The organism is Antrihabitans spumae (genome assembly GCF_043944905.1).
Classification (GTDB): Bacteria; Actinomycetota; Actinomycetes; order Mycobacteriales; family Mycobacteriaceae; genus Antrihabitans; species Antrihabitans spumae.
This window is the reverse complement of record NZ_JBIMSN010000089.1, coordinates 1-22,871: the sequence shown is the minus strand read 5'-3', so window position 1 is coordinate 22,871 and position 22,871 is coordinate 1. Positions and strand designations below refer to the sequence as shown.

Below are 22,871 nucleotides of genomic sequence, written 5' to 3'. Positions count from 1 at the left end.
CGCCGAAAACACTCGCCGCTTGACTCTTAAAGCCTAGGGATGTCTCACGAGGCGCGGAGCGCCCTAGCTGTAAATTGCCTCGACTTCGCCGGCGTACTGCTTGAGCACGATGTTGCGCTTGAGCGACATCTTCGGCGTCAGTTCGCCACCCTCTTGGGTCCAGTCGACGTCGAGAATGCGAATCTTCTTGATCTGCTCCGCCTTCGAGACCTTCTTGTTGGTCTCGGCGACGGCGGCGTCGATCTCGGCAACCAGATCCGCGTTCTTCGTAAGCTCCGCGACGGAGGTGTCGGCGGACAGTCCGTGCCGTTCCTTCCAACCCGGAAGTGCCTCGGGATCCAACGTGATCAACGCACCGATGAACGGCTGACCGTCACCGACGACCATGCACTGGCTGATCAGCGGGTTGGCGCGCAAGGAGTCTTCGAGCGTCGCGGGGGAGACGTTCTTGCCCGCGGCGGTGACGATGAGTTCCTTCTTGCGGCCGGTGATCGTGACGAAGCCGTCGTCGTCGATCGCACCGAGGTCGCCCGTCTTGAACCAGCCGTCTTCGAACGACTCGGCCGATGCGGCGTCGTTCTTCCAGTAGCCGGAGAACGTCACCGGACCGCGAACGAGGAGTTCACCGTCTTTGGCGACCTTGGCGGCGTGGCCGTTGATCGGGCGTCCGACGCTGCCGACGCGGATGTTCTCCGGCGTGTTGACGGTGATCGCCGCGGAGGTCTCGGTGAGGCCGTAGCCCTCGTAGATCGTCACGCCGACACCACGGAAGAAGTGGCCGAGGCGCGCGCCGAGTGGCCCGCCGCCGGACACCGCAGACTTGCACTGGCCGCCGAGCGCTGCCTTGAGCTTGCTGTAGACGAGCTTGTCGAAGACCGTGTGCTTGAGGTTCAGGCCGAATCCGGCGCCGCCGGTGTCCTGCGCTTCGCTCCACGCGATAGCGGTTGCGGCTGCCTTGTCGAAGATCTTGCCCTTGCCGCCGTCGTGCGCCTTCTGCTTGGCGGAGTTGAAGACCTTCTCGAACACACGAGGGACCGAGAGGATGAAGTCGGGCTTGAACGCGCCGAACTGCTCGACCAGGGTCGTCCAGTCGGAGGTGTGAGCGATCGTGACCTTGGCGTCGAGTGCGCCGACCGAGATCGCGCGAGCGAATACGTGCGCGAGCGGGAGGAACATCAGCGTCTTGTTGCCCTCGACGAAGATGCTGGCCAGCTCGAGCCGAACTGCCTTCGACTCTGCCCACAGGTTGGCGTGCGTGAGCTGCACACCCTTCGGCTTGCCTGTGGTGCCGGAGGTGTAGATCAGCGTCGCAGGCGAGGTCGCGGTGACCTGTGCGCGGCGGGCGTGCACGTCCTCGTCGGGGACGTCCCTACCGCGACGGATCAGTTCACCGATCGCCTGCTTGTCCAGCTCGAGGGTTTCGCGGAGGTCGGGGAGCGAATCGGAGACCTCGTCGATGACCGCGCGGTGCCGCGGCGCCTCGACGACGGTGATGACGGTTGCGGAGTCTTCGAGGATCCACTTCGCCTGTTCGGGAGCCGAGGATTCGTAGATCGCTACTGTGCAGCCGCCTGCTGTCCAGATCGCGTAGTCGAGCAGAACCCAGTTGTAGCTGGTGGATGCCATGATCGCGACGCGGTCACCGAGTTCGACGCCCGAGGCGATGAGGCCCTTGGCGACGGCGGTGACGTCCTGTGCGAACTTCGCTGCTGTGACGTCGGACCAGCCGCCGGCATCCAGTGGGACCTTGAACAACACAAAGTTGGGCGATTCCTTTTCGTGTTCGAAGACCGAGTTGGCCATCGACGCGTTCTCGGGAATTTGGTACGACGCCGGGACCTCGAACTCGAGCATTAGCTATGACCTCCGTGTTACTGAGCGGTAGAAGTGCATTGCACCACATCCAGTGGACGTGCACATACGCTAGCTGTTCGAATTGGGTCGGTCGAGCTTTCCGCGGATAGTGCGGTGTTCGTCGAGCAAGTCGGTGACCTCGCGGTCGGCCAACTGATGAAAATCGTCGTTCGCTGCGCCGACTCCGCCCATATCTGCCGGCGACACGAGGCAGACGACCTCGTCGGCAACCGCTCCGAGCCGGCGGACAACGTCTGGCGGACCGATCGGAACTGCGACGACGATCCAGCGAGCACCCTCGGCTCGTGCGAGCGCACAGGCGGCGATCGCGGTCGCACCGGTTGCCACACCGTCGTCGACGATCACGACCGTTCTGCCGTTGATCGCGATTCTTCTGCCGTCGGCACGCAGGACTCGGCTCCGACGTTCGAGTTTGATGCGCTCCTGAACTTCGATGTCTTCCAGGGTGATTCGCGAAATCCGGGCATGGTGGACGACATCGGGATTGAGCACCCGACCGCCGTCTTCGGAGATTGCGCCCATCGCCAGTTCCGGCTGCCACGGGACGCCGAGTTTGCGGACCAGAATGATGTCGAGGTCGGTGCCCAATTCGGCTGCGACCTGCGCTGCGACCGGAACGCCGCCGCGGGGGAGGCCGAGCACAAGCGGTCGGGTCTCACGCAGGTAGTCCAGCGACTTCGCCAGCGCGCGACCAGCTTCGGCCCGATCCGTGAACGTCATTTGCTCTCGACGCTACTCCGTGAAATCGCCCCGTTGGACGGCCGTTTTGCTGCGCAGGCGTCAGGCGCTGACGAGTGCGAGCTGACGGTCGAGACCGGCGAGTTCGAGCAGGTCGTAGAGGGTTCCGCGCTGGCCGGCGATGGCTTCGAGACCCAGCTCGAGTTCGCGGAGGATCTCGTCGTCGCGGCGGGCCGTTGCGAGGTCGTCGATCGAATCGATGTGATGGGCGTAGAAGAGTTCTGCGGCGTGCTCGATCGCGGTTGCCGCGATCGGGGCGGAGGTCGGGGAGTAGCGGCGGCGGTAGTTGCCGACCTTGCCCGCCCATGCATCGCAACTGCCGACCTCTTCGAAAGTGCGGAGGAGAGCGCGGACGCCGTCGGCACGAGCCTGTTGGCCCTGCGCCTGGCGGTAGGCCTGGTAGCGATCGAGTATCACCGCGGTGTCGGAAGTATCCGTGGTTGCGGATTGAACGGCCTCGATGATGCACAGCGCAAGGTCTGGGCGGGCGGGATCGCCCTGAGCGGAGAACGTTGCGTTGGCGTGCATGGTGAGCCTTCCGAGTCGACACCTTCGCTCGATGTGTCGTTCGTAACACGCGTCGGCGTGACGGGTTTGCGCAAACTTTTGTTAGCAGTCTGCGTGCACGACTCGGTTCAGCGTTCGACAGTGCTGAATCGGCGCAGTTCCAGGGCGGGATTCCGCTCGCGGACCGAGACGATCCGTGCCGCGGTCAACTCCGCAACGCCCGTGCCCGTTCGCTCGCCGAGAGCTGTGACAACCGTCCCCATCGGGTCGACGATCATGCTGTTGCCCGCGCCACCCGGACCGGCCTGATCGGCCGCCGCGACGTAGATCGTGTTCTCGATCGAGCGGGCTCGAACGAGAGTCGTCCAGTGGTCTTCCTTGAGGGGCCCAGGCACCCACTGCGCCGGCAGCAGCAATACGTCGGCGCCGGCATCGACGATCCGCCGAGTGACCTCGGGAAAACGAAGATCGTAGCAGGTCTGCAGTCCGAACCTCAGCCCGCCGACCGTGAACGTCTCGGGGGCAGCGATGTCACCGCGCCGGATGATGTCGGATTCGGTGAACCCGAAGGCGTCGTAGAGGTGCAGTTTGCGATACGTGGCTGCGATCCTGCCGTCGGGTCCGGCGGCTATCAGGGTGTTCGAGACGTGGTCGTCGTCGGCCAGTGCTTCGGCGACACCTGCGACGACGACGACGCCCGATTCTCTCGCGCACTCGAGTAGACCGCTGACGAACGGTCCGTCCAATGGTTCGGCGGCGTCGGCCACGGATCGATCGAACTTCGGCGGCGTGAACATCGAGTACTCGGGCGCGACGACGACCTCCGCGCCGCGGCGTGCGGCGTCGGCGACGAGCGCGCGCACCTGTTCGAGGTTTTCGGCCTTGTCGGTCCCCGGCGCGAACTGTGCAACGGCCACCCTGACGGACTCATCGATACCCACTCGGACAACGGTATACGTGCCCGGGTCTGCCAGACAGGTACTCCGCGCGCTCGGAAGGCAGTAAACTCCAGGTCACATGAGCGAAAATCAGGGTGACGGAGGGGCAGTCGTGCCCGATCGGTCGCCCGAGCAGAACCCCGAACCAGCTAGTGAACCAGTTGCAGAATCTTTGAGTTTTGCCGATCTCGGCGTCGACGATCGGGTTCTCGCCGCGATCAAAGACGTTGGCTACGAGTCACCTTCACCGATTCAGGCGGCGACCATTCCGCCGCTCCTCGCGGGCGACGATGTCGTTGGACTCGCCCAGACGGGTACCGGCAAGACCGCGGCGTTCGCAATTCCGATCCTGATGGGCGTCGATGTCAGCGCGCGGAAACCGCGTGCCCTCGTACTTGCCCCGACCCGTGAATTGGCGATCCAGGTCGCCGAGGCGTTCGGCAAGTACGCCTCGCACATCCCAGGTCTACATGTGCTGCCGATCTACGGCGGTCAGAGCTACGGCGTGCAGCTGTCGGGACTGCGTCGCGGTGCGCACGTCGTCGTCGGTACGCCCGGCCGGGTGATCGACCACCTGGAGAAGGGCACGCTCGATCTGACCGAGCTCGAGTACCTCGTGCTCGACGAAGCCGACGAGATGCTCAAGATGGGCTTCCAGGAGGACGTCGAGCGCATCCTGCGCGACACCCCCAAGACGAAGCAGGTCGCACTGTTCTCCGCGACCATGCCGTCGGTCATCCGCAAGATTTCCAAGCAGTACCTGAACAATCCGGTCGAGATCACCGTCAAGTCGAAGACGACGACGGCAGCGAACATCTCGCAGCGCTACGTCCAGGTCGCTCATCAGCGCAAGCTCGACGCCCTCACGCGGGTGCTCGAGGTCGAGTCCTTCGAAGCGATGATCATCTTCGTTCGCACCAAGCAAGCCACCGAGGAACTAGCGGAAAAGCTTCGCGCACGAGGGTTTTCGGCATCGGCGATCAATGGCGACATCGTGCAGGCCCAACGTGAGCGGACCATCGGTCAGCTGCGGTCGGGCTCGCTGGACATCCTCGTCGCGACGGACGTCGCCGCTCGTGGCCTCGACGTCGAGCGCATCTCCCACGTCGTCAACTACGACATCCCGCACGACACAGAGGGTTACGTTCACCGCATCGGCCGTACGGGTCGCGCCGGACGTACCGGTGAGGCGTTGCTGTTCGTCGCACCGCGCGAACGTCATCTGCTCAAGGCGATCGAGCGGGCGACGCGGCAGCCGCTCACCGAAATGCAGTTGCCGAGTGTCGAAGACGTCAACGCGCAGCGCGTAGCCAAGTTCGGCGACTCGATCACCGAAAGCCTCAGCTCCTCGAATCTTGCTCTGTTCCGTCGCCTCGTCGAGGACTACGAACGCGAGCACGACATCCCGCTCGCCGATATCGCTGCGGCACTTGCGTTGCAGTCGCGCGACGGCGAGAACTTCCTGATGTCGCCGGAGCCACCGCCACCACCCCCGCGCGAGCGGCGAACCTACGACGACGAGCCGCGCAGGGAGCGTCCGCCGCGCAAGTTCGATGATCGTCACGACGATCGACGTGGTGACGACCGACGTGGTGACGACCGGGGTCCGTCCGCGCATCGCAAGACCGGTGTCGAGCTCGCGACCTACCGCATCGGTGTCGGCAAACGCCATCACGTCGTTCCGGGTGCGATCGTCGGTGCCATCGCCAACGAGGGTGGGCTGCGGCGAAGCGACTTCGGCCACATCAGCATCAGGCCGGATCACAGCTTGGTCGAGTTGCCTGCGGATCTGCCGCGCGAGACGTTGGAAGCGTTGCGGCGCACCAGGATCAGCGGTGTGTTGATTCAGCTGCAGCTCGACTCGGGTCCGCCATCGCAGAACACGAGGTCAGGCCGCGACGAGCGCGGCGGCGGCAAGTACAACAAGCGCAAGTAGGCCGCCCTCCGCCGAGTGTGCACTTGCGTACGTCCTGGACGCGAAACTCGTACGTAGGTGCACACTCGCAGCTGGCTAGTTCGCGATATCGATAACCAGTCGGGTCGGGTTCGCCAACGCCGTCACCCGGAAGGCCGGGCGTTCGGCGGTCGTGCCGATGAACGACTGCGTCGTGCCTTCGAACAGTGTTGCAAGGTGCACCTCGGCGATGGCGGGCGCGGCTGGATCCGACAATGGGTCCGGACCCGCGTACTCGGTGACGCCGCTGTCGAACGGGTACGCGGACCCGTTGATCAGCACCTGCAGGATCGACGTTCCCTTGACTGGCAGATCGTTGCCGCTGCCGTCCTGGATCGCCTTGTCCACATATTCGACCGACCAGCCCGGTGCACCCTTGCCGCCGAATTCGTACACGACGCGGTCGTAGCCCTCGTGGTGGCCGATCCGGATGTCGGTGACGGTCAGCGCGGCGTCTCGCGACTGCTTCGCTGTCTTGATGCCCGCGTCGGTCGGCGGCGGCTCGGACTCCGTCGTCGTGGTGGTTGTCGACGGTGTTGCGCTGGCTGCGGCGGGAGTCGGCTCGGCGGGGCCGCTGTCTTCGGAGCAGCTTGCGGTCAGTCCGACGGCGAGTAGGGACGCGCATACGACGACGGTGTGACGGAAGTGACTCATGTGCCCTATGGTACGTCGCCATCGATCTCTAGCTCGGCAGCGACGATCACGACGTTGTCGAGCGGTAGCGACTGCACGCCGACCGCTGTACGCGCGTGTGCACCGATCTGCGGGCCGAACACACACAGGATCAGGTCGCTGAAACTGTTCAGCACAACCGTTGTGTGGTGAAAGCCGCTGTCGGCGTTGACCATTCCCGAGACATTGAGCCACGCCGTGACGCGGTCCAAGTCGCCGACCGCTCTCGCAACACTCGCGATCATCGATAACGCCGCCGACCGTGCGGCGTCACATGCGTCGTCGACGGAGACCTGGGACGGGACCTTCCCGAACGGACCCGCCAACGTGCCGTCCGGATTCTGGGCGGCATGTCCCGACAGGTAGACACGATTGCCGCGGACCCTCGCCCACTCGAAGGCGAACTGAAACCCGGGCGGGGGTTCCGGGGCGGGCGGCAGTACGAAGCCGAGTTCGGCGAGCTTGTTCTCTATTCGCATGTGCTCACCCCTGGTTTCGAGACAACGTGCTCAGACGTCGACGCCGTTGATGCTGTGCACCAGCCAGCCCTCTGGTTTCGCCGTCAACGTACTGACCGCTGCGTTGAGGATTCGCGGCGAGCGACGCGTGTGTACGACATCGAGTATCGCCCTGATGACCCCGCCGTGGGTGACGATGACGACCGCGGATTCTGGATGTTCGGCAGCGAGTTGCTGCAGGACCCGCAGACCTCGTTCGGCAACCTCGACGCGTGGCTCGAGTCCGGGGTACCAGCCGTGTGGCCACTCGTGATAGGCCTCCCAGTCGGTCAGGCCCTCGGCCTCGCCGTAGTGTCGTTCGACCAGGTCGTCGTAGGTTTCGGTGCGTGCCAAGCCGATGGATTCGCCGATGATGTCCGCGGTTTCGCTCGCGCGGGACAGCGGCGAACTGACCAGCAGGTCCCAGGTTCGGTCGGCAAGGCGGTGCGCTGCTTCGCGCGCCTGCGCGCGCCCGGTGTCGTTGAGCGGCACGTCGGAGGACCCCTGCAGACGGCCGTGCAGGTTCCAGTCGGTCTCGCCGTGCCGCACGAGAGCGAAGTAGGTCATCGGACCCGGGTCGTGCTGTGTCTGTCGGGCGTCCGCATAATGAACCGCAGAGTAACTTAGCCCGGCCGATGGCTCCGACGAACGTCTTAGGGACACCCATGAAGCTTGCGCTCACAGATGAAGAAGTTGCGTTTCGCGACGAGCTGCGAAATTTCTACGCGACCGAGATTCCCGCTGAGATCCGTGACCGAAACCGACGTGGCCTAGAGCCGCGTCGTGAGGACTGGGTGACGACGCAGCGAATCCTCAACGCCAACGGCCTTGCGGTGCCCAACTGGCCCGTCGAGTGGGGTGGCAAGGATTGGACGCCGACGCAGCATCACATCTGGCTCGACGAGATGCAGCTGGCGTCGGTCCCGGAACCGCTGACGTTCAACTGCGGCATGGTCGGCCCGGTGATCGCTGCGTTCGGATCGCAGGAGATCAAGGAACGCTTCCTGCCCAAGACGGCCAACCTCGACATCTGGTGGTCGCAGGGCTTCTCCGAGCCAGAGGCCGGATCCGACCTGGCATCGCTGCGGACCGTCGCGGTGCGCGACGGTGACAGCTACGTCGTGAACGGCCAGAAGACCTGGACGACGCTCGGTCAGTACGGCGACTGGATCTTCTGCCTGGTCCGGACCGATCCGAATGCGCCGAAGAAGCAGGCCGGAATCTCGTTCCTGCTCATCGATATGAAGTCGCCGGGCCTGACGGTCCGTCCGATCAAACTTATCGACGGTGGCTACGAGGTCAACGAGGTCTGGTTCGAAGACGTGCGGGTGCCTGCCGAGAATTTGGTCGGCGAAGAAAACCAGGGCTGGGCCTACGCCAAATTCCTGCTCGGCAACGAGCGCACGGGCATCACGGGTGTCGGGCGGACCAAGGTGCGACTCGCCGAGGCGAAACAGCATGCGGCGCAAACGAAGATCGGTAACTCGACGTTGCTCGAAGATCCGCTGTTCGCTGCGAAGCTCGCCGAACTCGAAAACGAGTTGCTGGCCCTCGAACTGACACAGCTTCGGGTGGTGTCGGGCTCGACGGACGGTAAGCCGAACCCTGCGTCGTCGGTGTTGAAGTTGCGTGGCTCCGAATTGCAGCAGGCTGCGACCGAGATTCTGCTCGAAGTTGCAGGCCCCGAGTCACTTCCGGTCGGCGCAGGCGACGACATCGTGACGCCGGAATGGGCGCAGCTCACGGCGCCGCACTACCTGAACTACCGAAAAGTGACCATCTACGGAGGATCGAGCGAAGTGCAGCGCACCATCATTTCGTCGACGATCCTCGGATTGTGAGGCGCAGCCATGGATTTCGAGTTCACCGATGAGCAGAAGCTGCTGCGTGACACCGCCCGCGAGATTCTGACGCGCAACTACGACGCCGAAAAGCGCAACAAGATCGTCGCCACCGAGCTCGGCTGGAGCCGTGACGTGTGGTCGAAGTTCGCCGAATTGGGTTTGCTCGGACTGATTTTCAGCGAAGAGGACGGCGGAATGGATGCCGGCCCCATCGAGGCGATGACCGTGCTGTCCGAACTCGGTCGCAGCCTCGCGCCAGAGCCGTTGATCGATTCCGTCCTGATTCCGGGTGGCATCGTCGCTGCCGCAGGCACCGCCGACCAGCGCAAGAAGTTGCTGCCGGAGGTTGCCGAGGGCAACACGCTGCTCGCCTTCGCGCATGCCGAGGCAGGCTCGCGCTGGCCGAACATCGACGTCGCGACCACCGCTGCGCAGCAGGGTGATTCGTGGACCCTCACCGGGCGCAAGCATCCGGTGCTCCGCGGTGATTGTGCCGACGTATTGGTTGTCAGCGCCACGTTGCCCGACGGTGGGGTCGGGCTGTTTCTCGTCGATGCGACGGCGTCGGGTGTGACACGGCATGTGTTCACGACTCATGACGGGTTGCGCGGTGCGCAGATCGATTTCGACGGCGCTGCTGCTGAATCCCTCGGCGACGCGGTCGATGCGAGTGCACACATCGAGGCTGCAATCGTGCGTGGCCAGGCTGCGCTCGGCGCAGAGGCGGTCGGTGCGCTCGAAGAGTCGTTGCGACTGACCACCGAATACCTCAAGACGCGCAAGCAGTTCGGGGTTCCGTTGGCGAAGTTTCAGACGCTCACCCAACGCGCCGCCGACATGTACGTGTCACTCGAGCTCGCTCGCAGCATGTGCCTGTACGCGACGATGGTCATTGCAGACGGCACGATCGATCCCGTGATCGCGTCGCGTGCCAAGTTGCAGATCGGGAAGTCGGCCCGCCACATCGGTCACGAAGCGATCCAGCTGCACGGTGGCATCGGCATGACGGCGGAGTATCCGGTCGGTCACTATGTGAGCCGCCTGACGGCGATCGAGAACACCCTCGGTGCAACGGCCGATCACGTTCGCGTACTCGCCGGGCACGTCGCCGACTACGAGAAGATCGACATCTAGCTCCTTGCCCCGGCGGTCGGGGTTACCTGACCGCCCGGGTTGTCGTCTCTTCTGTCGTCTCCGGCTCGGTCTCTTCGGTTGTCGTCTCTTCTGTCGTCTCCGGCTCGGTCTCTTCGGTTGTCGTCGGCCGCGGCCGTGTCGTGCGTGTGGTCGACGTGCGCGTCGGCGGTTCGGTCGTGGTCCTCTTCGGTTGCGTTTCGTCCGCAATGCGCCAGGTCGGTGACGGCGGCACAAGGACAGCGGGGCTCGACGATCCGCTCGGCACCGAGAGAGCGCTCGAGAGTCCGCGCTTCAACGGCGGCGGAGTGACGTTGTCGTCGGCGCTCGATCCGCAGGCCGCAACGAGGGTCACGCCGATAGCAATGGCGAGTGTGGCGACCGCGGGCCCAGCCGCCGTCCGTAACGAATCCCGCATGTCGTCCTATCTAGATAAAGAGTTGGACAACTTTAAACCGGTTAGTCGCTGTCGTGCCCATCGTGGTCGATTCGCTTGCCACCGCTCGGATAGGTTTCGAGATCTCGGAACGATATCGAGCGGATTTTCTATGTCGTGTCGCGGCCGTATATTGCCTGCACGGTCGTAACCTCTGTGACAGAAGTAAACAATTGAGAACCTCACTGGACGAAATTTCTGTCTTTCGTGAAGGAGCAACTGGTCATGGGGTCCAACTTTTCGAAGTCAGTATGTTGGTTCGTGTTTCTCGTCGGTCTCGCTGCGGCGGTCGTCGGAATCACGGAACTGCATGTCGAATCTGCGGTGTGCGGTCTGATCGCGGCGTCGACGTCCGGCTTGATCCTGCTCAAGATGCGCGCCGAAGCTCTCGGCCGCTTCGACGGGCTGGATCGACTCGAAACGACGCGGCGGGCGATAGCAGGCACGCTCACCGCGCCACGTATGTAGTCCCATCGGTCCGCGAGTTCGTCGGACCAGCGATTATGCAGATCGTCAATTGTTGACAATCTGCGGATTCGCCTCGACCATTGGTCCATGACCGCACTGAGCCCGATCCTGCAGCAGGCCACACCGGTGATCGTCGACCATGCCTCGGGCAGTTGGATCGTCGGAACGGACGGCCGGCGCTACCTCGACTTCACAACCGGGATCGGAGTCACCAGCACCGGGCACTGCCATCCGCGCGTCGTTGCCGCGGCCAGAGAGCAGGTCGGCTCGATAATCCATGCGCAGTACACGACCCTGCTGCATCGCCCCCTGCTCGAACTCACCGAAAAACTTGGCGAGGTCCTACCCGACGGACTGGACAGCGTCTTCTACGCGAACTCGGGATCGGAAGCCGTCGAAGCATCGATTCGATTGGCGCGCATGGCCACCGGCCGACCGAACATCATCGCGTTCCACGGCGGCTTTCACGGCCGAACTGTCGCGGCCGCCTCGCTCACCAGTGCAGGCACCAAATTTCGCTCGGGCTTTTCGCCACTGATGGGCGGCGTCCACCTCGCCCCCTTCCCGTACGCCTATCGCTACGGGTGGGATGTCGAGACCGCGGTCGACTTCGCGTTGCGCGAGTTGGATTACCTGCTGCAGACGGTCTCCAGTGTCGCCGACACCGCCGCGTTCATCATCGAGCCCGTACTCGGCGACGGTGGCTATCTGCCGACACCGCCACGCTTCCTCGACGGTCTCCGCGCACGTGCTGATCGGCACGGCATCGTCTTCATCGTCGACGAGGTGCAGGCAGGCGTCGGCCGCACCGGAAAGTTCTGGGGCCACCAGCATTCCGCGGCAACGCCGGATGTCCTCATCACCGCCAAGGGGCTTGCCAGTGGGTTCCCCATCTCGGCGATCGCAGCGTCGACGGAGCTGATGTCGAAGGCGTGGCCCGGTTCGCAAGGCGGTACCTACGGCGGCAATGCCGTGGCTGCGGCGGCTGCAGTCGCGACGCTCGACGTCGTCCGTGACGAAGGACTGGTCGAGAACGCGCGGATCCGTGGCGCCGAGCTTGGCAGTGGATTGTCCCGACTTGGTGAGGAGTTCGGCCAGATCGGGAATGTGCGTGGCCTCGGCTTGATGCAGGGGATCGAATTCACCACAGCAGCAGGAGAACCCGACGCCGACGCCGCTCGTGCCGTGCAGCAGGCCGCGATCGACGAAGACCTGCTGTTGCTCACCTGCGGTGGATACGGGAACGTTGTGCGTGTGGTCCCCGCCCTGACGGTCACGGCAGACGAGATCGACGAAGGTCTACGGCGGATCGGTGCCGCCATGAAAGTTGGGTTGAGTGGGTAGTGACGTGCCTGGTTCGGTGACTGCTGCTGCACCGCAGCGACTCGTCGACGCGCTGTCGGCTGCCGGCGTCACGTTGGAGACCGACGACCGACGCAGGGCCGAATACTCCTACGACGCTTCGAATTACCGAGTGCGTCCGCTCGGAGTTGCATTTCCGCGGACTGTGGCCGATGCCGTCGAGGTCGTTCGGGCATGTGCAGACGCGGGAGTGCCCATCACCTCACGCGGCGGTGGCACGTCGATGGCAGGGAACTCGATCGGTCCAGGCGTGGTGCTGGACTTCTCGCGGTACCTGAATCGAGTGTTGCGGATCGATGCTGATGTGCGGACGGTGCAGGTCGAGCCAGGCATCGTGATCACCGATCTGATGGGGCAGGTCGCTGAGGCGACTGCGGGCCGGCTGACCTTCGCGCCCGATCCGTCGAGCAAGTCACGTGCGACGGTCGGCGGGGCGATCGGCAACGACGCGTGCGGAAATCATTCGGTCCGGCACGGCCGAACCTCCGATCATGTTGTGGCGCTGGACGTGCTGACCGCGGACGGCCAGCTGTTGACGGCAACGAGCGACGGCTTGTGGGCAACGAATCCGGACGATGTCGGAGCGGTTGCTGCCGCTGCCGCACTGACCGTTGCACTGCGAGGGATTGCGGCGGAATATCTTTCGGAGTTTCGGCTCGAACTCGGTCGGATCCCGCGGCAGGTATCGGGCTTTCACCTCGCGCACCTATTGCCCGAGAACGGGTTCAACGTCGCACGTGCGCTCGTCGGGAGCGAGGGCACGTGTGTCGTCATCGTCGGGGCGACCCTGCGGTTGGTGCCCGTCGCCGAGTCCGCGCAACTGCTGTGCCTCGGGTACCGGGATGTTGTGGACGCCGCTCGTGATGTCATGACGATCCTCGAATACTCGCCTGCCGCAGTGGAAGGCATCGACTCGTCGATCGTGGATACGATGCGACACCGGCGCGGACCCGATGCGGTTGTCGGTCTCCCTGACGGTTGCGCCTGGCTCTACGTCGAACTCGACGGTGACGATCACGCTCAGGTCAGCGCGCGCGGTGCCGAACTGCTGCAACGGCTTCGAGAGTCAGGGCGTCTCGTCGACGGACGCATCGTTGCCGACCCGACCGAGAGTGCCTCGCTGTGGCGGGTCCGCGAAGACGGCGCCGGACTCGCATCCCGCCTCGCCAGTGGTGGTGAAAGCTGGCCTGGCTGGGAGGATTCGGCTGTCGCGCCCGAGCAGCTGGCCGACTACCTCGTCGAAATGCTGGCGCTGCTCGACGAATTGGGTCTCACCGGCGTGATGTACGGCCATTTCGGCGCGGGCTGCATGCACGTCCGCATCACCTTCGACCAGCGAACCGAGGCCGGGCGAGCGGTGATGGCCGACTTCGTCCATAGGGCGGCGGCACTGTGCGTGCGATTCGGTGGGTCGGTGTCCGGTGAACACGGCGACGGGCGCGCTCGGTCGGACGTGTTGCCGCTGATGTATTCACCGTCGACGATGACTGCCTTTGCGAAGTTCAAACAAATCTGGGATCCGCTGGCAATTCTCAACCCGGGCAGCATCATCGATCCCGCCCCGATGCTGACCGACCTGGCAATGGCCGGCATCGCGCCACTGGAGTGGCAGACAAGCTTCGAACTCGCAGCGGGCGATGGCACGGTCGATCCGTTCGTTCGGGCGGTGCAGGGCTGCGTCGGGGTCGGTCGCTGTCGGACCTCCAGTGGGGGAGTGATGTGCCCGAGTTATCGGGCGACCGGTGACGAGAAGGATTCGACGCGTGGTCGGGCACGAGCTTTGCAGGACATGGTGCGCAGCGGTGCGCCGACTTCGCTCGAGGGGTGGAAGTCGGACGCGGTACGCGAATCGCTCGATCTGTGCCTGTCCTGCAAAGCGTGCTCGACGGACTGTCCGACCGGTGTGGACATGGCGACCTACAAGGCCGAGTTCTTCGACCACTACTACCGGCGTCGACGAAGGCCGTTGTCGCACTACAGCCTTGGCTGGCTGCCGCTCTGGCTGAAGGTGGCATCCCGGACGGCACCGATCGTCAATCGGTTGGTGCGACCTGGAACGGCGAGGCTTGCCGGACTGACGTCGCAGCGGGCGTTGCCGCAGTTCACGTCGCGTAGGCGGTTGCGTCGCGAGGTTGGTCCCGCGGTTGCCCACGCGGACACCGTGCTTGTGATCGATTCGTTCACACAGGGTTTCAGGCCCGATGTCGCTGGGTCCGCGCGGAGGGTGCTTGCCGATGCTGGGCGTGCCGTCGAATGCCGGACCGATGTCTGCTGCGGCCTGACCTGGATCTCGACAGGTCAATTGACCAGGGCGAAAAAGGTTCTCACCAAGACGGCGCACGCGCTCGACGACGGTACGGACCGTCCCATCGTCGTCGTCGAACCGAGTTGCGCGGCGGCATTGCGCAAGGATCTACCCGAGTTGGTGCAGACGGATGCGGCCCGGCGCGTCGCCGCACGAGTCCGAAGCTTTGCCACGGCGGTGACCGAGCAGGTCGAATCCGGTTGGCGCAGCTCGGTATCGCTGCCCGCCGAGGTGACTGTGCAAACGCATTGCCACGAGTACGCGGTATTCGGAGCAGGTTCGCAACGTAAGGCTCTTGCTGCGGCAGGCGTCGATGGTGTTCGCGAAGCAACGGGTTGCTGCGGTGTGGCAGGCAATTTCGGCTTCGAACGCGAGCACTACGACCTCAGTATGAAGGTTGCCGAGCAGGCGCTCGCGCCCGCGCTACGCGAAACCAGTTCCGATGCAGTCGTTCTCGCCGACGGTTTCAGCTGCCGAATGCAGGTGGACCAGTTGGGTCGGTCGTCGATGCACCTCGCCCAGTTGCTCGATCCCGATCGCGAACGAGAGGAGCGGCACTGATGGCCGTACCAGAGTTGCTTTACATCGACGGCAAGTGGACCCCTGCCGAGTCGGGCAACACCTTTCCGGTCCACAACCCGGCCGACGAGAGCGTGCTCGCCCACGTCGCAGACGGTTCCGCTATCGATGCCGAACGGGCGCTCGCGGCCGCAGCAGCCGCCCAACCTTCCTGGGCGCTGACCGCGCCGCGTGAGCGAAGCGAGATCCTGCGTCGCGCATACGAACTCATCCTTGAACGGACCGACGAACTCGCCGCGATCATGACAGCGGAGATGGGCAAGCCGCTCGCCGAGGCTCGCGGTGAAGTGGCTTACGGTGCCGAGTTCTTCCGTTGGTTCTCCGAGGAGGCGGTCCGGATCGGCGGCGATCACACCACGACAGGCGACGGCCGCAATCGGATCGTCGTGTCCAAGGTGCCGGTCGGTCCGTGTGTTCTGGTGACGCCGTGGAACTTTCCGTTGGCGATGGGGACCCGCAAAATCGGTCCGGCTGTTGCGGCCGGTTGCACGATGGTGTTCAAACCTGCCGAGCAGACGCCGCTGACCGCGCTGGCTCTGATGCAAATCCTGGAGGACGCCGGTCTACCGCCTGGTGTGTGCAACGTCGTAACGACAAGCGACGCAGGGTCGGTCGTCGGTCCGTGGCTGGCGAGCGGTGTCGCGAGGAAGTTGAGCTTCACCGGGTCGACCCAGGTCGGAAAGCTGCTGTTGAGCCAGGCCGCGGCGACCGTCATGCGGACGTCGATGGAACTCGGCGGCAACGCTCCGTTCGTCGTGTGCGCCGACGCTGACGTGGACCGTGCTGTCGACGGTGCCATGGTTGCGAAGCTGCGCAATATGGGGGAGGCGTGCACCGCCGCGAACAGGTTCTTCGTGCACCGCAGTGTCGCAACGGAATTCACGGAGAAGCTGGCAGCGAAGATGTCCGAACTGAGGGTGGGCGACGGTGCTTCCGATGGTGTGCAGATCGGTCCGCTCATCGATGGCGACGGGTTGACCAAAGTGCAGGAGTTGGTTGCCGACGCCGTTGGCCGCGGCGCCCGCGTCGTGACAGGCGGTGTGGCCCCCGATGGTCCCGGTCACTTCTATCCGCCGACGGTACTGACGGACGTGAATCACGATGCGGACCTGATGAGTACGGAGATCTTCGGTCCGGTCGCAGCGATCGTGGTCTTCGACGACGAGGACGAGGTCATCGATATCGCGAACGACACCGAGTGGGGCTTGGTCGGCTATCTGTTCACGCAAGACATCGATCGCGCGCTGCGGCTCAGCGATCGGATGGAGGTCGGGATGGTCGGCCTGAACACGGGTCTCGTGTCGAACCCGGCAGCGCCGTTCGGTGGCGTCAAGCAATCGGGTCTTGGTCGGGAAGGCGGCCGTGTTGGCATCGAGGAATTCCTGGAGTACAAGTACCTTGCGATACCCAAGAATGTGTAGGGAGTACCCGTGACGAGGTTGTTGGCTCCGTTGAATGCGCCGCAGACGTCGGTCGTCATTGCCGATCAGCTGCGCGAGCGCGTTCTCGATGGGTCGTATCGGCCAGGGGAGCAGCTCAGCGAGGCGAACCTAGCTGCGCAGCTTGCAGTGTCGCGCGGCCCGGTTCGCGAAGCGTTGCAGCGGCTTGCGCAGGAAGGCTTGCTGGTCAGTCATCGCAATCGTGGCGTCTTCGTCGTGGAGTTGAGTCCAGGCGACATCGCCGAGATCTACGCCGCGCGAGAGGCTGTCGAGCAGGCTGCGGCGCGGACCGTCTTCGAGGGCGATCAGGATCTGAAGGCCGCCGCGGTTGCGCGATTGGGGATGATCGTCGCGGAGATGCCCGCTCTGATCGCCGCCAACGACTGGAAGAATCTGGCGAAGCAGGACTTGAAGTTTCACGCCACGCTCGTCGAGGCGACGGGGAATTCGCGGTTTGTGCGGATCTACGCCACGCTCGCTGCCGAGTCGCGAATTTGTATGGTGCACTTGGAAAATGCCTATCATCGGCCGGAGGCGCTGACCGAGGAACATCAGCGTCTCGTCGACCTGCTCGATACCGGTCCGTGGGAAGACCTCGCCGCGGCGATCAGAACCCATATGGCCACCGCCGTCGAGGATCTGACGATGCTGATGGCCGAGCGGGATCGGTTGCTGGACAGTGAGAGCGGGCCTCACCGGGCGCCGACGTCGCATGGCGCGTAAGCCCGTCGTCGTCGTGCTGCACGCCGACGTTCTGCCCTCCGGCATGGACGCGGTGGCGACGGCAGCCGACGTGCGGTACGCGACCGCGGATACTCTTGCCGAAAATCTTTCGGGTGCGGACGTTCTCCTCGTCTGGGACTTCTTCTCCACGGCGTTGCGCGGAGCCTGGGACAAGGCGGACTCACTGCGGTGGATCCACGTCGCTGCCGCCGGAGTCGATTCGTTGCTGTTCGACGAACTCGTCGATTCCGATGTGCTGGTGACGAATTCGCGTGGTGTGTTCGATCGTCCGATCGCGGAGTTCGTCCTCGCGACGATTCTCGGTTTTGCGAAAGATGTTGCTACGTCGGTCCGGCTTCAGGACTCGAAGCGCTGGCAACATCGGGAGACCGAAAGTATCGCTGTGTCACGGGTGTTGGTGGTCGGTACCGGTGCCATCGGCCGAGAGACCGCTCGGTTGCTCACAGCGGTCGGTATGCGGGTTGCAGGCTCTGGGCGGGTGAGCTCTGACAACGATCCCGATTTCGGCGTCGTCCATGCCAGCCGGGAGCTCAAAACTGTTGTCGGCGAATTCGATTACGTCGTGCTGCTGGCACCGCTGACGGACGCCACCCGAGGCGTGGTCGATGCCGGTGTGCTCGCGGCGATGAAGCCGACGGCACGGCTCGTCAACGTCGGTCGGGGGGAGTTGGTCGTCACCGACGACCTCGTCGCAGCGTTGCAGGCACGCGAACTGGCGGGTGCGGCGCTGGATGTTTTCGACACCGAACCGCTACCGGCGGATCATCCGCTGTGGCAACTGGATTCGGTGCTGATCACGCCGCACATGAGCGGTGATGCGGTCGGTTGGCGTGACCGCTTGGCGGAGCTGTTCGTCTCAAATTTCGAGCGCTATGCAGCTGACCACACCCTCGTCAACGTCGTCGACAAATCCCGCGGATATTAGGCGGCTCCGCCGCTCGTGAGTCCTTTCGGAGGGCGGGACCACCAAAAGGACTCACGAGGCGCGAAGCGCCCCAAGGCATTTGTGGTCCACCGAAGCACCGACCAAACGCAGCGCTTCCCACACCGTCACCTGGTTGGCGGTCAGGACGACCTTGCCGAGTCGGAGTTCGAGCTCACCGACGTAGCCCGCTGTGTGAAAGGCGGTGTCCGGCAACAGCACCGCCTGTGCGGTCGGGGAGTCACCGGCAATCGCTATGTCGGCGAGGCGTTGTGCCGACAACGTGCCGACCTCGGCTGCGGTGAAGATGTCGTGGCTCGTCGTTCGCACGACCTCGATGCCCGCTGCTTCGAGGAATGTGGTGAACAGCGCTGCGACATCTGCCGGGTAGGTCGCGGCGACCGCGACACGGTCGATCCCCAGAGCGCGCAACGCATGGACGAACGCCAGCGACGTACTCGATGCCGGCACGCCTGCCGCTGCCGCGAGCGTCTCAGCTTGTTCGTGCGCGCCGTCCCAGCCGTAGGCGAAGCTGCCGCTGGTGCAGGCCCACATCACCGCGTCCAGTCCGCGTGGCTGCAAGGCCGCGGCACCGTCTGCGAGCGTTTCCGGCCGACCCCAGTCGAGCAGCGCATCCAAGCGGTGCGCGTCTTCGTTCATCAGCGTGTGCGCAACGGGGAGTGCGAACGCACCGGCGAGCAACGACTCGAAGCGCGGGAAATCGTCCTCCGCCGAGAAGCCTGGGTAAAGAATTCCGATGGTCGGCAGCTGCGAAGTCATGCCACCTCCAAGTGAGTCCGTATGATTGTCAACAATATACATTCTGTCGAAGGGGAGCGTTCATGAGCCGATACATCGACATCACGCTGGAGAAGCGCGGCGTCACCTGCGTCGCGAAATTGCTCGACGACCTCGCCCCCCGAACCTGCGACGCCGTCTGGAATGCGCTGCCGCTCGGGGAAGGCGCCTACCACGCCAAATACGCACGAAACGAGATCTACACGCTCATCGACGCCTTCGCCCCCGACGAGCCCGGACCCGAGAACCCGACGATCACCCCGATTCCCGGCGACGTCATGTACTTCACGTTCGCGCCGTGGCAGCTCTCGGCCAAATCGCACGGGTACGAGGCGACGGCACCTGTGACATCCCCCGTCGCTCCGCTCCACCCGAAGATCGATCTTGCCCTCTTCTACGAACGCAACAACCTGCTGCTCAACCCGGATTTCGGCTTCGTGCCAGGCAACGTGTTCGCGACGATCGTGTCAGGGCTCGACGAGATCGCCGCCGCGTCGCAGGATCTGTGGCTGCGGGGCGTGGAAGGCGAGACGCTGCGATTCGAGCGCCGCGAGGGTGGTCTCTGACGGACCCCGCCGCCGCTTGCCCTGCCAGGTGTCGATGAACAACCGCTGCTTGATGTCGGGTTGCCTGATTCCGGCAGCGCGCAGAGCGGCCCAGATCGACACCTGGTTTGCGGTCAGGACCGGTTTGCCGAGGTCGGCTTCCAACTGGCGGATCAGCGGGTAGGTCCGCAGGTTGGTGCAGCTGACGAAGATTGCTTCCGCGTCGGGGTGATCGGCGCCGAGCACGAGCTCGCGGATGTGTTCCTCGCTGATCTGCCAGATGCGATCTTCCCGGCCGAGTCCGAGGCTGGACGTGACGCCGATGCCCGACTCCTCGAGAAAGATCCGCAGCCGGTCGGTGACGCCGTCGATGTAGGGCGTCGCGAGCGCGATCTTCCGGGTGCCGAGCGCTTCGCAGGCCTGGACCAGTGCGCCTGCGGTCGTCACCGCGGCGGGTGCGCCTGCTTTGGTCATGACCGACCGCATCTGCCGCTCCCCGGCAGCACCGCGAATAAAGCTGCCTGACGTGCACAGATATACAACGGCGGCAGGGTCGGTTGTCAGCAGCTGCCGGGTCGCGTGCCGGACAGTGCGGTCGTTGCTGATCGACTCGGCCATGGCAACAGTCGAGGGCAGGCCGAGGTGGGGGGTCCGTGTGACCAGCAGGCTGACGCGTTTCGGGGTCCAGCGCCAGATCTCACGATCGAGTGCGAAATCGTAGGGCACGATGACGCCCAGGTAGGACTGTTCCTCGGTACGGTCCGTCATCACACCTCGCAATTGTAAACAATCTACTATCGGAGGCGCGACGTCGAACCGATCCGCAAGATTGTGCTTCTGTGTAGATAAATAGGCCCAAGCGAGAGGATGTGCCCAGTGGGTGCGCAACCCAGCGATCTAGCTGACTGGACTGCCGTTGAACTCGTCTCCGCCTACCGGCGTCGAGACGTCTCGCCAGTTGACGCTACCCAAGCTGTTTTGACCCGGATAGAGACCTTCGACAGCACCGTCAAGGCCTATTGTGTGCTTGATTCGTCGTTTGCGCTAGCCGAAGCGCAAAAGTCGGAAAACCGCTGGCAGGCGGGCCGGCCCGCTGGTCCCGTCGACGGCGTTCCCGCCTCTGTTAAGGACCTGTTACTAACCCGAGGTTGGCCCACACTTCGGGGTTCCAAGTCGATCGATCCGGACCAGGATTGGACGGTCGATTCGCCGTGTGTCGCGCGGTTGCGTGAAAGTGGCGCCGTCCTCGTCGGCAAGACGACGACGCCCGAACTCGGGTGGAAAGGCGTCACCGACAATCCGCTCACCGGCGTCACCCGCAACCCGTGGGACCCGACCCGGACGAGCGGCGGTTCGAGCGGCGGCGCTGCTGCCGCGGTGGCAGCAGGCATGGGTCCGCTGGCAATGGGAACCGACGGCGGCGGTTCGGTGCGCATCCCCGGCAGCTTCTGCGGCGTCGTCGGATTCAAGGCAACCTACGGAACCGTGCCGATCTACCCGCCGAGCCCGTTCGGCACGCTCGCCCATGTCGGTCCGTTGACGAGGACCGTCGACGACGCGGCCCTTGTCCTCGACGTCGTCACAGGTCCGGACTCGCGCGACTGGTCCGCGCTCGCAAGCCCGTCCGACAGCTTCCGTTCCGGTCTCGACACCTCCCTGGCTGGTCTGCGGGTCGCCTACAGCCCCGATCTCGGCTTCGCTGCTGTCGATCCGGGGGTTGCCGCTGCCGTCGAGCGAGCAGTAGGCATCCTCGCGGACCTAGGCGCGCAGGTCGAGAAGGTAGATCCCGGATTCGAGGATCCGGTCTGGGCATTCGAATGCCTGTGGTTCGCAGGCGCGGCCAAGGCGACCGAGCACCTCACCGAGCAGCAACGCTCGGAACTCGACCCGGCCCTGGCCCGAGCCTGCGAGATCGGCCGCGAATTCTCGGCACAGGACTACCTCGAAGCCAACGCGCGCCGTATGAATCTCGGTGTCGCGATGGGTGCGTTCCACGAGCGATACGACCTACTCGTGACGCCGACGATGCCGATCGTGGCCTTCGAAGCAGGCGTCGAAGTTCCCGACGGCTGGACCGGGAGAGGGTGGACGAGCTGGACCCCGTTCACGTATCCGTTCAACCTCACTCAGCAACCGGCGATCACTGTGCCGTGCGGGTTCTCGGCCTCGGGATTGCCGATCGGGTTGCAGATCGTCGGACCACGGCACGCAGACGTACGAGTGCTCAACGCCGCGAAGGCGTACGAGGACGCGACGGAGTGGTGGAAACGGCGTCCCGTTCTTCGTTGAGCAGCCGCTAACCCGTGTGCTCACGCAGGTAGGCCAGGTCGTCGGCCAGGCCTTCTGCCGGGGTTTCGAGGATCACCGGTGCACCGGCCGATCTGCACACCTCAGCGAGCAACTCGGGATCGATCGTGCCGTCCGAGAAGTTGGCATGACGGTCGCGCGCCGAATCGAATTCGTCGCGCGAACTGTTGAGGTGAACGAGGTCGATGCGGCCGGTGATCGCTTTGATCCGGTCGACGATCCCGACCAGGTCTTCCCCGCCTGCCCAGGCGTGACACGTATCGAGGCAGAAGCCTGCGCCGAACTCGCCGACCGCATCCCACAGCTTCGCGATCGAATCGAAGTAGCGGGCCATCGCGTGATCGCCGCCCGCGGTGTTCTCGATCAGGATCGGGACCGGGAATCCGCCCTTCTCTGCCTGGCGTTCGAACAGCTTGCGCCAGTTGTCGATTCCGGCCTCGATCTCGCCGTCGTTGCGGACGTGACCACCGTGCACGACGAGTCCGAACGCGCCGAGATCCGCCGCAGCCTTTGCCTGTGCGGCGACGGCCTGCCGTGACGGCATCCGCAATCGGTTGTTCGTGCTCGCCACATTGATTTGGTATGAGGAGTGCACGACCACATCGATCGGGCTTGCCAGAATCTCGTCGGTACGAGGATGGGGTTTCGGCTTCTCCCACCCTTGCGGATCGATGACGAACATCTGAATCAAGTCGGCACCGAGCTCTTCGCCGAATCCGATCGGATCGCTGTCAAGCCGGACGTGGGCTCCTAACCTCGCGCTTTCACGCTAATTCGGCAGAGGACTGTGTCGCAGACAAAGAATGGTGC

The 22,871-nt window shown here is 64.3% G+C and carries 21 protein-coding genes and 1 pseudogene; 11 read left to right on the top strand and 11 right to left on the bottom strand.

What is annotated here, in order from left to right:
* Nucleotides 1-63 precede the first annotated feature (63 nt).
* The 4 genes from ACHIRB_RS19525 to ACHIRB_RS19510 all read right to left on the bottom strand — a co-directional run bounded on the left by ACHIRB_RS19525 (nucleotide 64) and on the right by ACHIRB_RS19510 (nucleotide 4,055).
* Nucleotides 64-1,854 carry an AMP-dependent synthetase/ligase gene (locus tag ACHIRB_RS19525; protein WP_395125756.1) on the bottom strand — a complete coding sequence of 597 codons (1,791 nt, stop codon included), beginning with the start codon at nucleotides 1,852-1,854 and terminating at the stop codon, nucleotides 64-66.
* Nucleotides 1,855-1,923: 69 nt separating this feature from the next.
* Nucleotides 1,924-2,595: a phosphoribosyltransferase gene (locus ACHIRB_RS19520; RefSeq protein WP_395125757.1), complete on the bottom strand. Its 672-nt coding sequence runs from the start codon at nucleotides 2,593-2,595 to the stop codon at nucleotides 1,924-1,926.
* A 60-nt stretch (nucleotides 2,596-2,655) separates the two neighbouring features.
* Nucleotides 2,656-3,141 (bottom strand): hypothetical protein, encoded by a 486-nt coding sequence (locus tag ACHIRB_RS19515; RefSeq protein ID WP_395125758.1) that lies wholly within the window; start codon nucleotides 3,139-3,141, stop codon nucleotides 2,656-2,658.
* A 107-nt stretch (nucleotides 3,142-3,248) separates the two neighbouring features.
* Nucleotides 3,249-4,055, bottom strand: coding sequence for a carbon-nitrogen hydrolase family protein (locus tag ACHIRB_RS19510; protein WP_395125770.1), 807 nt, complete (start codon nucleotides 4,053-4,055; stop codon nucleotides 3,249-3,251).
* Between the two features lie 82 nt (nucleotides 4,056-4,137).
* On the opposite strand from ACHIRB_RS19510, the gene ACHIRB_RS19505 reads away from it, so the two are divergent.
* Nucleotides 4,138-5,994 (top strand): DEAD/DEAH box helicase, encoded by a 1,857-nt coding sequence (locus ACHIRB_RS19505; protein WP_395119394.1) that lies wholly within the window; start codon nucleotides 4,138-4,140, stop codon nucleotides 5,992-5,994.
* 75 nt (nucleotides 5,995-6,069) lie between these two features.
* Here the strand turns inward: ACHIRB_RS19505 and ACHIRB_RS19500 are convergent, their stop codons facing one another.
* Genes ACHIRB_RS19500 through ACHIRB_RS19490 form a run of 3 tightly spaced genes read right to left on the bottom strand, consistent with a single transcriptional unit; the run spans nucleotide 6,070 to nucleotide 7,748 of the window.
* On the bottom strand, nucleotides 6,070-6,666 hold the full coding sequence (locus ACHIRB_RS19500; protein WP_395119396.1) for an AMIN-like domain-containing (lipo)protein: 597 nt from the start codon (nucleotides 6,664-6,666) through the stop codon (nucleotides 6,070-6,072).
* A 5-nt stretch (nucleotides 6,667-6,671) separates the two neighbouring features.
* Nucleotides 6,672-7,163, bottom strand: coding sequence for a RidA family protein (locus tag ACHIRB_RS19495; protein WP_395119398.1), 492 nt, complete (start codon nucleotides 7,161-7,163; stop codon nucleotides 6,672-6,674).
* Between the two features lie 30 nt (nucleotides 7,164-7,193).
* Complete coding sequence (locus ACHIRB_RS19490) at nucleotides 7,194-7,748, bottom strand: histidine phosphatase family protein (protein ID WP_199705876.1); 555 nt, start codon at nucleotides 7,746-7,748, stop codon at nucleotides 7,194-7,196.
* A 98-nt stretch (nucleotides 7,749-7,846) separates the two neighbouring features.
* On the opposite strand from ACHIRB_RS19490, the gene ACHIRB_RS19485 reads away from it, so the two are divergent.
* Together ACHIRB_RS19485 and ACHIRB_RS19480 are read left to right on the top strand one after the other, a co-directional pair.
* A complete protein-coding gene (locus ACHIRB_RS19485; protein WP_199705877.1) occupies nucleotides 7,847-9,022 on the top strand; it encodes an acyl-CoA dehydrogenase family protein in 1,176 nt (391 codons plus the stop codon).
* Between the two features lie 9 nt (nucleotides 9,023-9,031).
* Entirely contained in the window at nucleotides 9,032-10,159 is a 1,128-nt protein-coding gene (locus ACHIRB_RS19480) for an acyl-CoA dehydrogenase family protein (RefSeq protein ID WP_395119400.1), read from the top strand.
* Nucleotides 10,160-10,181: 22 nt separating this feature from the next.
* On the opposite strand, the gene ACHIRB_RS19475 is transcribed toward ACHIRB_RS19480, so the two are convergent.
* Nucleotides 10,182-10,574 (bottom strand): hypothetical protein, encoded by a 393-nt coding sequence (locus ACHIRB_RS19475; protein ID WP_395125759.1) that lies wholly within the window; start codon nucleotides 10,572-10,574, stop codon nucleotides 10,182-10,184.
* A gap of 243 nt (nucleotides 10,575-10,817) precedes the next feature.
* Here ACHIRB_RS19475 and ACHIRB_RS19470 point away from each other — a divergent pair, with 243 nt between their 5' ends.
* From ACHIRB_RS19470 to ACHIRB_RS19445, 6 genes are all read left to right on the top strand, one after another.
* Nucleotides 10,818-11,060 (top strand): hypothetical protein, encoded by a 243-nt coding sequence (locus tag ACHIRB_RS19470; RefSeq protein WP_395119404.1) that lies wholly within the window; start codon nucleotides 10,818-10,820, stop codon nucleotides 11,058-11,060.
* Between the two features lie 87 nt (nucleotides 11,061-11,147).
* Nucleotides 11,148-12,404: an aspartate aminotransferase family protein gene (locus ACHIRB_RS19465; RefSeq protein WP_395119406.1), complete on the top strand. Its 1,257-nt coding sequence runs from the start codon at nucleotides 11,148-11,150 to the stop codon at nucleotides 12,402-12,404.
* Entirely contained in the window at nucleotides 12,397-15,288 is a 2,892-nt protein-coding gene (locus ACHIRB_RS19460; protein WP_395125760.1) for an FAD-binding and (Fe-S)-binding domain-containing protein, read from the top strand. The genes ACHIRB_RS19465 and ACHIRB_RS19460 overlap by 8 nt, the downstream gene beginning before the upstream one ends.
* On the top strand, nucleotides 15,288-16,727 hold the full coding sequence (locus ACHIRB_RS19455) for an NAD-dependent succinate-semialdehyde dehydrogenase (RefSeq protein ID WP_395119410.1): 1,440 nt from the start codon (nucleotides 15,288-15,290) through the stop codon (nucleotides 16,725-16,727). Before ACHIRB_RS19460 ends, ACHIRB_RS19455 begins: the two co-directional genes overlap by 1 nt.
* A gap of 9 nt (nucleotides 16,728-16,736) precedes the next feature.
* A complete protein-coding gene (locus tag ACHIRB_RS19450; RefSeq protein ID WP_395125761.1) occupies nucleotides 16,737-17,468 on the top strand; it encodes a GntR family transcriptional regulator in 732 nt (243 codons plus the stop codon).
* Nucleotides 17,458-18,414: a D-2-hydroxyacid dehydrogenase gene (locus ACHIRB_RS19445; RefSeq protein ID WP_395125762.1), complete on the top strand. Its 957-nt coding sequence runs from the start codon at nucleotides 17,458-17,460 to the stop codon at nucleotides 18,412-18,414. The genes ACHIRB_RS19450 and ACHIRB_RS19445 overlap by 11 nt, the downstream gene beginning before the upstream one ends.
* A gap of 51 nt (nucleotides 18,415-18,465) precedes the next feature.
* Here the strand turns inward: ACHIRB_RS19445 and ACHIRB_RS19440 are convergent, their stop codons facing one another.
* On the bottom strand, nucleotides 18,466-19,191 hold the full coding sequence (locus tag ACHIRB_RS19440; protein ID WP_395125763.1) for a maleate cis-trans isomerase family protein: 726 nt from the start codon (nucleotides 19,189-19,191) through the stop codon (nucleotides 18,466-18,468).
* A gap of 62 nt (nucleotides 19,192-19,253) precedes the next feature.
* On the opposite strand from ACHIRB_RS19440, the gene ACHIRB_RS19435 reads away from it, so the two are divergent.
* Complete coding sequence (locus ACHIRB_RS19435; RefSeq protein ID WP_395125764.1) at nucleotides 19,254-19,775, top strand: DUF3830 family protein; 522 nt, start codon at nucleotides 19,254-19,256, stop codon at nucleotides 19,773-19,775.
* Here ACHIRB_RS19435 and ACHIRB_RS19430 read toward each other — a convergent pair.
* Nucleotides 19,677-20,522 carry a maleate cis-trans isomerase family protein gene (locus ACHIRB_RS19430; protein ID WP_395125766.1) on the bottom strand — a complete coding sequence of 282 codons (846 nt, stop codon included), beginning with the start codon at nucleotides 20,520-20,522 and terminating at the stop codon, nucleotides 19,677-19,679. The genes ACHIRB_RS19435 and ACHIRB_RS19430 overlap by 99 nt on opposite strands.
* A gap of 99 nt (nucleotides 20,523-20,621) precedes the next feature.
* Here ACHIRB_RS19430 and ACHIRB_RS19425 point away from each other — a divergent pair, with 99 nt between their 5' ends.
* Nucleotides 20,622-22,043, top strand: a complete 1,422-nt coding sequence (locus tag ACHIRB_RS19425; RefSeq protein ID WP_395125767.1) for an amidase — start codon at nucleotides 20,622-20,624, stop codon at nucleotides 22,041-22,043.
* A 7-nt stretch (nucleotides 22,044-22,050) separates the two neighbouring features.
* Here the strand turns inward: ACHIRB_RS19425 and ACHIRB_RS19420 are convergent.
* Nucleotides 22,051-22,818, bottom strand: a pseudogene (locus ACHIRB_RS19420) (deoxyribonuclease IV); the annotation flags it as partial.
* Between the last annotated feature and the right edge of the window lie 53 nt (nucleotides 22,819-22,871).

Bases quoted from the DNA above. Each gene is read 5' to 3' on its own strand.
- ACHIRB_RS19525 (WP_395125756.1), bottom strand. From the start codon at position 1,854: ATGCTCGAGTTCGAGGTCCCGGCGTCGTACCAAATTCCCGAGAACGCG.
- ACHIRB_RS19520 (WP_395125757.1), bottom strand. From the start codon at position 2,595: ATGACGTTCACGGATCGGGCCGAAGCTGGTCGCGCGCTGGCGAAGTCG.
- ACHIRB_RS19515 (WP_395125758.1), bottom strand. From the start codon at position 3,141: ATGCACGCCAACGCAACGTTCTCCGCTCAGGGCGATCCCGCCCGCCCA.
- ACHIRB_RS19505 (WP_395119394.1), top strand. From the start codon at position 4,138: ATGAGCGAAAATCAGGGTGACGGAGGGGCAGTCGTGCCCGATCGGTCG.
- ACHIRB_RS19500 (WP_395119396.1), bottom strand. From the start codon at position 6,666: ATGAGTCACTTCCGTCACACCGTCGTCGTATGCGCGTCCCTACTCGCC.
- ACHIRB_RS19495 (WP_395119398.1), bottom strand. From the start codon at position 7,163: ATGCGAATAGAGAACAAGCTCGCCGAACTCGGCTTCGTACTGCCGCCC.
- ACHIRB_RS19490 (WP_199705876.1), bottom strand. From the start codon at position 7,748: ATGACCTACTTCGCTCTCGTGCGGCACGGCGAGACCGACTGGAACCTG.
- ACHIRB_RS19485 (WP_199705877.1), top strand. From the start codon at position 7,847: ATGAAGCTTGCGCTCACAGATGAAGAAGTTGCGTTTCGCGACGAGCTG.
- ACHIRB_RS19480 (WP_395119400.1), top strand. From the start codon at position 9,032: ATGGATTTCGAGTTCACCGATGAGCAGAAGCTGCTGCGTGACACCGCC.
- ACHIRB_RS19475 (WP_395125759.1), bottom strand. From the start codon at position 10,574: ATGCGGGATTCGTTACGGACGGCGGCTGGGCCCGCGGTCGCCACACTC.
- ACHIRB_RS19470 (WP_395119404.1), top strand. From the start codon at position 10,818: ATGGGGTCCAACTTTTCGAAGTCAGTATGTTGGTTCGTGTTTCTCGTC.
- ACHIRB_RS19465 (WP_395119406.1), top strand. From the start codon at position 11,148: ATGACCGCACTGAGCCCGATCCTGCAGCAGGCCACACCGGTGATCGTC.
- ACHIRB_RS19455 (WP_395119410.1), top strand. From the start codon at position 15,288: ATGGCCGTACCAGAGTTGCTTTACATCGACGGCAAGTGGACCCCTGCC.
- ACHIRB_RS19445 (WP_395125762.1), top strand. From the start codon at position 17,458: ATGGCGCGTAAGCCCGTCGTCGTCGTGCTGCACGCCGACGTTCTGCCC.
- ACHIRB_RS19440 (WP_395125763.1), bottom strand. From the start codon at position 19,191: ATGACTTCGCAGCTGCCGACCATCGGAATTCTTTACCCAGGCTTCTCG.
- ACHIRB_RS19435 (WP_395125764.1), top strand. From the start codon at position 19,254: ATGAGCCGATACATCGACATCACGCTGGAGAAGCGCGGCGTCACCTGC.
- ACHIRB_RS19430 (WP_395125766.1), bottom strand. From the start codon at position 20,522: ATGACGGACCGTACCGAGGAACAGTCCTACCTGGGCGTCATCGTGCCC.
- ACHIRB_RS19425 (WP_395125767.1), top strand. From the start codon at position 20,622: ATGTGCCCAGTGGGTGCGCAACCCAGCGATCTAGCTGACTGGACTGCC.